This is a genomic window from Pseudomonas sp. 65/3-MNA-CIBAN-0223, assembly GCF_040310425.1.
Classification (GTDB): Bacteria; Pseudomonadota; Gammaproteobacteria; order Pseudomonadales; family Pseudomonadaceae; genus Aquipseudomonas; species Aquipseudomonas gregormendelii.
This window is the reverse complement of record NZ_JBEOPV010000043.1, coordinates 1-9,470: the sequence shown is the minus strand read 5'-3', so window position 1 is coordinate 9,470 and position 9,470 is coordinate 1. Positions and strand designations below refer to the sequence as shown.

6 protein-coding genes and 1 rRNA gene are annotated in these 9,470 nt (G+C 58.4%); 4 read left to right on the top strand and 3 right to left on the bottom strand.

Features of this window, described 5'->3' with window-relative positions:
- On the top strand, window positions 1-4,092 hold a 4,092-nt coding region (locus AAEZ09_RS27750), incomplete at its 5' end, for an immunoglobulin-like domain-containing protein (RefSeq protein WP_350601561.1).
- A 147-nt stretch (window positions 4,093-4,239) separates the two neighbouring features.
- On the top strand, window positions 4,240-4,578 hold the full coding sequence (locus AAEZ09_RS27745; protein ID WP_045060508.1) for a hypothetical protein: 339 nt from the start codon (window positions 4,240-4,242) through the stop codon (window positions 4,576-4,578).
- A 73-nt stretch (window positions 4,579-4,651) separates the two neighbouring features.
- Here the strand turns inward: AAEZ09_RS27745 and lapD are convergent, their stop codons facing one another.
- Complete coding sequence (lapD, locus tag AAEZ09_RS27740) at window positions 4,652-6,598, bottom strand: cyclic di-GMP receptor LapD (RefSeq protein WP_350601560.1); 1,947 nt, start codon at window positions 6,596-6,598, stop codon at window positions 4,652-4,654.
- A gap of 14 nt (window positions 6,599-6,612) precedes the next feature.
- The gene (lapG, locus tag AAEZ09_RS27735; protein WP_350601558.1) at window positions 6,613-7,305 is read right to left on the bottom strand and encodes a cysteine protease LapG; all 693 of its coding nucleotides are present in this window, start codon (window positions 7,303-7,305) and stop codon (window positions 6,613-6,615) included.
- Between the two features lie 189 nt (window positions 7,306-7,494).
- On the opposite strand from lapG, the gene AAEZ09_RS27730 reads away from it, so the two are divergent.
- Entirely contained in the window at window positions 7,495-8,184 is a 690-nt protein-coding gene (locus AAEZ09_RS27730) for a GntR family transcriptional regulator (protein ID WP_350601557.1), read from the top strand.
- A 119-nt stretch (window positions 8,185-8,303) separates the two neighbouring features.
- On the top strand, window positions 8,304-9,308 hold the full coding sequence (locus AAEZ09_RS27725) for a DUF4880 domain-containing protein (RefSeq protein WP_350601555.1): 1,005 nt from the start codon (window positions 8,304-8,306) through the stop codon (window positions 9,306-9,308).
- Window positions 9,309-9,395: 87 nt separating this feature from the next.
- Here AAEZ09_RS27725 and rrf read toward each other — a convergent pair.
- Window positions 9,396-9,470, bottom strand: a 5S ribosomal RNA gene (gene rrf / locus AAEZ09_RS29605); the annotation flags it as partial.

Sequence of the window (9,470 nt, the reverse complement as noted above, 5' to 3'; positions counted from 1 at the left end):
AACAACTACGAAAACCTGGTGTTGGGTAACGACAAGACCAGCGTCACCATCACCGACGAACCGAACGGCGACGGCAATAAAGTCACCGTCGGCATCGTTGCCAACGGCGACGTAGAGGAAGGCCAAGCACCAACCTTCACCGTGAGCATCAACCGCGTCCTGGCTGACAACCTGGTTGTAAACCTGAGCAACGATAAAAGCGTCACCATCCTCGCGGGTACCAAGACTGCGATCTATACCGCCGATGCCAACGCAGAAGACGTCTACAAAGACCCATCGTCCTTGACCGTTAAAGTCACTGGCGCTGAAGTCGCGGGCAAGTCCCTCGAAAACCTGGTGATCGACAACACACCAGTCACCGTGAAAACCACCGACACCATCAACGATGTCGTGGCCAAGCTGACCGTGGATACCACCAACGTCACCGAAGGCGGCAAAGTCATCTACACCGTGACCTTGACCAACGCCGATGGCTTGCCGGTTACCAACGCCTCCGACCTGACCTTTACCTTGACTGACAAAACCACCGTTACGGTTAAGGCTAATCAAATCAGTGGCAGCAAAGAGGTCCTGATCCCGGACAACCTCTACGTTGATCAGCCAGTTGTCGTTGAGAATCAGCTGACCGAAGTGACGGGTACCAACAACTACGAAAACCTGGTGTTGGGTAACGACAAGACCAGCGTCACCATCACCGACGAACCGAACGGCGACGGCAATAAAGTCACCGTCGGCATCACTGGCGATGCTTCAGTCGTTGAAGGCCAGACAGCGCATTACACGCTGAACCTGAGCAACACTGCCCACGGCGAAGTCACTGTCACCCTGAAATACAGCGGCACAGCGACTAACAACGTTGACTTCAACGGCGTCGTCACGGTCAAGATCCCGGCCAACAGCAATGGCGTCGGTTTCGACATCTCGACCATCAACGACAAGCTGGTGGAAGGTTCCGAGAACTTCGTGATCACCATCGACAGCGTCGCTGGCGGTAATTTCGAGAACCTCGTAATCGATCCTACGAAAACCAGTGTCACCACTACCATCGTCGACAACGACCATGCACCGGTTGCTGTAAGCGGCGGTGTTACCGGTGTCGAAGACACTGATCTGGTGCTGACGTGGGCCAACTTCCAAACCACCGATGTCGATAACGACAGCCCTCTGAGCATCACCATTACGGGCGTCGCACCTAATGGTGACTTGAGTAATGGTGACTTGATGTTCAACAGCGCTACCGGCTGGATAAAAGTTGCCGTCGGCCAGGTCATCAGCCAAGCGGATATCACGGCCGGCAAGCTGAAATTCGTACCGACCGCGAACGAGTCCGGTGCTGACGGTTATGGCGGCACTGGCATTGGCAACAAGGCCGCTGACTACGCGCAGATCAAGTTCAAGCCTACCGACGGTTTCAACCAGGGCAATGAAGCGACACTCAAAGTCGACATTACCCCGGTAGCTGACAGACCGACGCTGACTGTGGACAGCAACGCAGTCACCTCGACCGGCCTGCTCAAGGAAGTCTGGACCAACCTGTCCGGCTTGAGCGCAGGTTATGACGGCAGCGTAGGCAGCGGTGCGGCAACGGCCACCCTGAAGTCGGTGATTGATGCGGCGAAGAATCCGAACAGCACCAGCACCTCGACCAACGTGCAATCCAGTGGCGATGTCGCTGTGGGTACCGCATCGAAAACGTCTGGCCTGATCTACCTGGAAGCCGGCAAGACTTACACCTTCAGCGGCAGCGCTGACGACAGTCTGCTGGTGACTATTGGCGGCAAAGATGTAGCCAGCGCGCTGTGGGGTAAAGGTGGCGCCATCTCGGGTGCTGGCTTCAAGCCGACTACCAGCGGCTACTACACCATCGACATCTACCACCACAATCAGAGTGGCCCGGGCAGCTATGACGTCAACCTGTCGATCAACGGCGCCGCCGCTGTCGACCTGAGCAGTTCCGGTATTCCGCTGTACACCGGCGTGGCCAACCTGGCCGCATCCGGCGTGACGGTGTCCGAGCTGCACGGCGCTAACGGTGAAGGTTACTACGAGGGCTACAAGCTCAACGAAGGCGCGGAGAACGGCAGCGTACACCTGTCCAAAATCACCACCGCGCTGACCGATACCGACGGCTCGGAAAGCCTCAGTGTGACCATCAGCGGCTTCCCGAAAGGCATGGTGCTGAGCGACGACGCCGGCCACAGCTGGACGGTGGGCACCGATGGCAAGGCGGTAGTGACTGGCTGGACCCTGGCCAACCTGACCCTGACGCCACCGGCTTATTACAACGGCAAGTTCGACCTGACCGTGACCTCGACTTCTACGGAGCAACTGGATGGTTCGGCGTCGAGTACGGCGACGATTCCGGTCACCATTTACCCGGCGACGTACAACCCGATCACGCTGACTGCGGGCAACGACGTTCAGGACGGCACCTTTGGCAATGACATCATCGTAGCTGACGTGGCGGGGCTTACACCGATCCCGGGGCAGAACTACAACATCGCCTTCATGGTCGACAGTTCGGATAGCATGAGCACTGCCTCCATAACGTCGGCCAAGAACTCCCTGATAGCGGTATTTACCTCGCTGATCGCCAGCGCCACATCGCAAGGCGAGAACCCGGGTACCGTTAAGGTATTCCTGGTGGACTTCGATACGCAGGCGAACAAATCGATCTCGGTCGACTTGTCGAGCAAGGGCGCGCTGGACAGCTTGAAGACCGTGCTCGGTAGCATGACCAAGGGTGGCTGGACTAACTACGAGGACGTGTTCAAGACCACGGCCAACTGGTTCTACAGCGCCGACGCTAAGAGCAACCCGAATGCGATTAACCTGACTTACTTCATCACCGATGGTAAGCCAACTGCCTACACGTCGTCCGAGCAGGACAATCCAAAAGTCGTTGACTACTCGTCAAACAACACAAGCGACATCTACCTCGACAGCCTGATGAAGGCCGGTGATTACAAGCCTGGTACCGCGTTCACCGCAATGATAGGTGACAAACTCCGGACGTTGGTTGATGCCAGCGGCAACGTGAACAAATGGACCCAGGACTCAAATGGCGACTGGTCTCCGAAGGCCTACAGCAACTTGAAGATTCACGCGCAGGGTGATGGGACTTACGAACTGTCTTACAACGACGGCGCAGGCAAGTTCGATCGCGACAGCGCCCGTAATGCAGGGCTGGCACTCGCCCTGTTTGCTGCGGCCAACTCCACCGTACAGGCCATTGGCTTGAACAACGCAGTCACCGAAAGTGACCTGGCGCCCTATAACACGACCAAAGGAAAACCGCTGGCCAACATCAACCCTGATGACCTGGCTAACGCGATCCTGGGCCACAATGAGGCAACACTGCCAGGAAGCGACAACATCAACGGCGGCGATGGCAACGACATCATCTTCGGCGACCTGGTGAGTTTCAACGGGGTCACGGGTGAGGGCTACACCGCGCTGCAAGCGTTCGTCGGCCTGGAAACGGATGTCGAAACCAACAAGGTCACCCCAAGCAACGTGCACCAGTTCGTGACCGAGAACTACAAAGTGTTCGACGTGTCCGGTGCTCATGACGGCAACGACACGCTGCTGGGCGGTGCCGGCAACGACATCATCTTCGGCCAGGGTGGCGACGACAAACTGTACGGCGGCAATGGCAACGACATCCTGCTTGGCGGAACCGGCAACGACCTGCTCGACGGTGGCGACGGCAATGACATCCTTATCGGTGGCAAAGGCAACGACACCCTGATCGGCGGTCTGGGTGGCGACACCTTCGTCTGGAAAGCAGGCGACACCGGTGCCGACGTGATCAAGGACTTCAAGGCCGCCGAAGGTGACCGTATCGACCTGCGTGATTTGTTGCAGAACGAGACCGGAAGCACCATCGACAACTTCCTGAAGATCACCACGACGGACGGCGTGTCGTCCCTGGAAGTGAACTCTGCCGGCAAGTTCAACAGTAATGACGCAGCAGCTGCCAAGGCCGATGTGACGATCAAACTCGAAGGCAACAACTGGTCGACCGCCAACCTGCACAACCTGATTGCCGGTAGCGATCCGACCATCAAGGTTGATCACAACAACAGCTGATAGCCAGCGGATGGCCGCCCAAACCGGGCGGCCGTCACGTTTGCGACAATCACCCCGGTGACGATTTCGTCGTCGCACCGCATACTCGTGCGCAGTTGTCCTATGCTGCTGACAGCATGAAGCTGGTCCATTTCTGAGGGATGCTCAATGTTTTACGTGCAACGCGATGCGCAAGGCCAATTAGTGCGCGTGGAGGCGGCGGCTTACGCCGAGGCCACCGAGACGCTGCCCGCGGATCATCATGAGATCCAGGCGTGGTACGCCAACGAAGTGATGGAAGTCAGCCTCAAACAGCTCAAGCAGAGCGACCTGGAAATGATCCGGGTACTCGACGACTTGATTCAGGTGCTGACCAGCAAAGGCGTGATTCGGGTGACGGACTTGCCGGCGGCGGCGCAGGCCAAGCTGATGGACCGGAACCAGGCGCGTGAGGCGTTGGGTGGATTGAGTCACTTGATTGATGATGAAGAGACGGGGTTGATTTAGGACCGTTGCCAAAGCAAAAGATCGTCCGATCGCGGCCCGAGCCTTCGAACGATCTTTTGTGCTTCTGAAGTGTTTACTGCCAGGGCTTGGGCTCACCAAACAACTGCCCTTGCACCCCATAAAGCCCCATCTCGCGGATCACCGACAACTCCCCTTCAGTCTCGACCCGCTCAGCTATCAGCGGCAGATCAATGCTGTGCGCTGCGCGCTGGATCGCCTCGATGAACAGGCGCTTGTCGCCCTCCTGATCAATCGCACGGATGTAGCTGCCGTCGATCTTGAGGTAGGCCAGGCCCAGGCGTGCAAGGTTACCTATCATGCTGAAGCGTCCGCCAAAACGTTGCAGGCTCAGGGAGAAGCCCAGTTCACGCAAACGCTTGGTCAATTGCTCGAGCACGGCTTGCTCGGGAATCTGCTCCTCGCCGATTTCCAGGGTCAGGCGCGGCCCCATGTTCGAATGTGCGCGCAAGATCTCGAACACCTTGTTCAGCATCTGCGGATCCGCCAGCGTGGCCGAAGACAGGTTCAGCGCCAGTGACTCGTCATGACCGGCCATTTGCTCCAGCACCAATTCCAGCATCAGCCGGTCCAGGCGCGCGGTCCAGCCAAAGCGCTCCAGCCAGGGCAGGAAACGCCCCGCAGGGATGGTCTGGCCCTGATCGTCAATCAGCCGCGACAGCACCTTGTAGTGCAGCACCAGCTGCGGGTCCTGACTGGCGACTACCGGCTGGAAGTACAGTTGCAGGCCTCGATTTGTCAGTGCCTGATCCAGCAGATTGTGCCAGGCATGGTGGTCATCTGCGACGCGGGACGAAGCGCTGTGATCCAGGCAGGCCCAGCTCGGCTCACCCTGTGTTTCCGCCTGCGCCAGTGCCTGGTCGGCTAACCCGATGACCGCCTGCGGTGAGTCACCATGGACAAACGGTGCCAGGCCCAGGGAGGCAACCGAGGCCACATCGGTGGCTCCGGTGGCATGCAGGCTCGCCAGGGCGCTGTCGAGGTTACGCGCCAGTTGCAGCGCTTCTTCACGGACCAGCCCAGGGGCCAGCACGGCAAACTCGCCGCCGCGAATACGTGTGACCAGGTTGAGAGTCTCGGGATACTTGGCGCACTCACGCGATAGCTGCTCGCCGACCGCAATCAGCAACTCGTCGGTGCGCTGACCGCCGAGACGCTGGTTCAAACCGGCCAGATCCTTCACCCGTAGCAACAGCAGATAACCCGAGCTGGCCTGCTCCGGGTTGCTCACCCGGGCGTTCAATTGCATCTCGAAATACCGCCGATTGGCCAAACCCGTGAGGGTGTCCTGATACGATTCGACGCGCAGCTTTTCACTGCGCTCGGCCTGCTCCTGGAACAGCGCCTTGAGCTTCTCGACCATCTGGTTCATGGCCTGGACAACGCGTCGCAATTCGGGGGTGCGCGGCAGGTCCGGCAGGCTGAGAAACTCACGTCGGGCAATCGCGTGGGATTGCTTGACCATGTAGTCCAGGGGCTTCAATTGCCGACGCAGCAGCAGCGCACCCAGCACCGCACTGACGGCGCCACAGAGCAGGAGCCAGCCCAGGCTGCCCAGTGCGCTCTGCCACAACTTGGCCAATGCAAACATCGGGTGACTGACGACCTCGACCCGCGCCGCCTGCTCCCAGCCACGGCTGACGATGGCATCACCACCGGCGGGCTCCAGCCCGATCAGCTTGACGAACCAGTCGGGCACGTTGGTCACCGCTGGAATGCCGCTGCGTTCCACGATGACGTTGTCGTTGCTGACGTCTATCACCCGAATGCTGGCGTAGTAACCACTGTCGAAAATCGAGCTGACCAGCAGCTCGACCATCGCCGGGTCATCAATATTAGGCGTCAGGGACAACGCCAGGGCCGTTGCCGCATCCTGGGCGTGGGAACGCAGTTGATTGACGTATTGGGTCCGCGAGCTTTCCAGGCTGACCATGAAGCTGCCAGTGAAAGCGACTACCAGGAACAGACAGATAGCGATCAAAAGCTGTTTGAACAAAGACATCTGAGCGCGTGCTCCTAGTTAGTCGTCTCGACCGGAAAACCTTCGGCCTGCATTTTCTTTAACACATCCTGCCAGCGGGACAGGCGTTTGGTGTCGCTGACTTTCTTGTTGCCCTTGGCGCCCGGAAGGTACAACCCTTCTGCGTTGAAAGAGTAGACCGGCAACAGGTCGGTTCGTTGATTGGCGGGCTTGATTGCATCGATCAAGCTGTCGAGCACCAGCGGCATTGCCTCGGGACTCGAATAGTAGGTCAATACCATATGCGCGCGATTCTGGCGCAGGGCCTTGACGTAGGTGATGCGCAGTTTGTCACTGGAAACACCAAGATGGCGCAGGCTGAAATACTTGGCGATGGCATAGTCTTCGCAATCTCCTGCGCCTTTCCACAACGCTTCGACCGGCGTCTCCCAATAATCAACCTCGTTCCACAGGTCGATATCCTCCACATAACGCACTTTGCGGTTGAAGAACTGATTAACCAGATTGAGCTGCTCGAGTTCACCGACCTGCTTTTGTGTAGCCAATAAATGCTGCCAGGCGTCAATGCGTTGCTGCCCTTCGCCCAAGGGGCCGTACAATGCCTGGGCACGGCGACTGATCAGCGAGAAATCCCAATCGGCATGCAGGCCGCCCAGCATGACGCCAGCCAGCAGCAGGGCGAATGAGAGCCAGCGCAAAGTCCGAGGGATTGCGAAACGTACCGCCAATGCGAGGCATCCAGATCAGGCAGATGGAATTCGGTTGATGGTGCAGGTTAGCCCGACAAAAGACAATGGCACGATGAGATCACTGATAGCGCGCTAAACTTTCAGCGCGGCCGCCGGTTTGACATCTTGTCTGGCAGTCTCTAGTGTCAATTTGGATCCAATCACATTAAAACTTATTCAGGGTGCGTTGTGACACAAAAGCCCAACCCTCTAGGCAGTATCAAGATCAACGCGCCAATCCCTGCACACATGGCCCGCGCAGTGATTGAAGAGACCTTGCGCTCGGCGATTCTCGACGGCCGAATCCCGTGTGGCACAGCATTGCGTCAACAAGACCTGGCGGATTTCTTCGGGGTCAGTCGCATGCCGGTTCGCGAAGCACTGCGTCAGCTTGAGGCGCAGTCGCTGCTAAGCGTCATCGCACACAAAGGCGCCGTTGTTGCGCCGCTTGTCCAAGGCGATGCGGTGGAAACCTATGCACTGCGCATTCTGCTGGAGTCGCAAGCGCTGCGTCTGTCGATCCCTCTGCTTACCGCGGAGGACATTGAACAGGCAGCGCGCCATATCCATGATCTCGAGACAGAGCGCGACTTTACCGAGATCGGTCGTCTAAACCGCCTCTTCCACATGGCGCTCTACAGTAAAGCACCCAACCGCAGGCTGTTGCGGCTGGTGGAGGACGGGCTGAATGAAGAGGAACGCTTCCTGCGCTTCAATCTGGAGGCGATGAACCTGGGTGAATTGTCCCAGGAGGACCACCGGGCGCTGTTGCGCGCAGTGGGGGACCGTGATGTCGAGGGCGCAGTGCGCTTGCTTGAACAGCACCTCAATCGTGCGGTGGAAGTGATTACGCGTTATCTCAATAGCCCCGAGCAATAGCCGTTCCAAGAAGGCTTGACCGATGTCATTCGACAGACGCGTGGCGATCAGTTGCGCAATTGGCTACCGGTGAAAGACAATGCGACTAATTATCATTGTGACATCCGGGCAGCCGCATCATGTCTTCATCACCGTTGGCAGCACAGGTGCCTGATCAACATGTGGTGAGACAGGCTATCCACTGGCTCCTGCGCTTGCGCAACAACGCTGGCAATCCCCGGCTGCGCCTGCAATGCGATGTATGGCGCGCGGAGCGCCAGGAACACGAGCTGGCCTGGCAGCGTGTCAAATCCCTGCAGGCCGAGCTGAGCAGCGATCCGCGCGCCATAGCAGGCGCCCCGGATCACTTGAATACCTCGCCAGCCAGTGCCTTGGGCGTAGGCCGCCGGCAAGCCCTGCAGATGCTCTCCGGCTTGGTGCTGCTGGGTTCGACAGCCTGGTTGGCCAAGGACGCATACCACTGGCAACAATGGACCTGCGACTTCGCCACCACCACTGGCGAACGGCGTGGTTTCCAGCTGCCTGACGGCACCCGCCTCGAGCTCAATACCGCCAGTTCGGCAGACCTGGATTACACCCCTCATCAGCGACTGATCAAACTGACCCGAGGCGAGATACTCGTGACCTGTGGCGGGATCGATCAAGCCGCCTCGTTTGATCGTCCGTTAAGAGTGCAAAGTGTTCATGGATTGTTCGAGGGAGTGGATGCCCGGTATGTCCTTCTTCAGGAACCGAACCGCACCCGGCTCAGCGTAACGGCCGGCAAGGTGATCATTCATTCACCAGTGTCCGCCGCTGGCGTGCCCATTGAGGTGCGTCCCGGGCAAAGTTACCTGGTCGATCGCCAACAAGCGTCAATGGCGTCACCGCCTGACCTGGAGCCAGGTACGTGGGTGGACGGCCTGATGGTTACGCGAAATATGCGTCTCGCAGACTTCCTGGATGAGCTGGGCCGCCATCGGCATGGCCACCTGAGCTGCGCCACAGATATTGCTGACCTACGCCTCACCGGTGCATTCCGTCTGGACGACACTGACCAGCTCCTCGTTACCCTGACGCACGCCCTTCCCGTCCAGTTGCACTACCGAACACGCTGGTGGGTCACCCTGCAAGGCAAAGCCTGAGTCATCGGTGATGGGCAAGTGGCATTCATAGGGCGCTAAACGACAAAACCCCTGTCTGCGTTAGCAGACAGGGGTTTTGGAATTCAATCTTGACGATGACCTACTCTCACATGGGGAAACCCCACACTACCATCGGCGATGCATCGTTTCACTGCTGAGTTC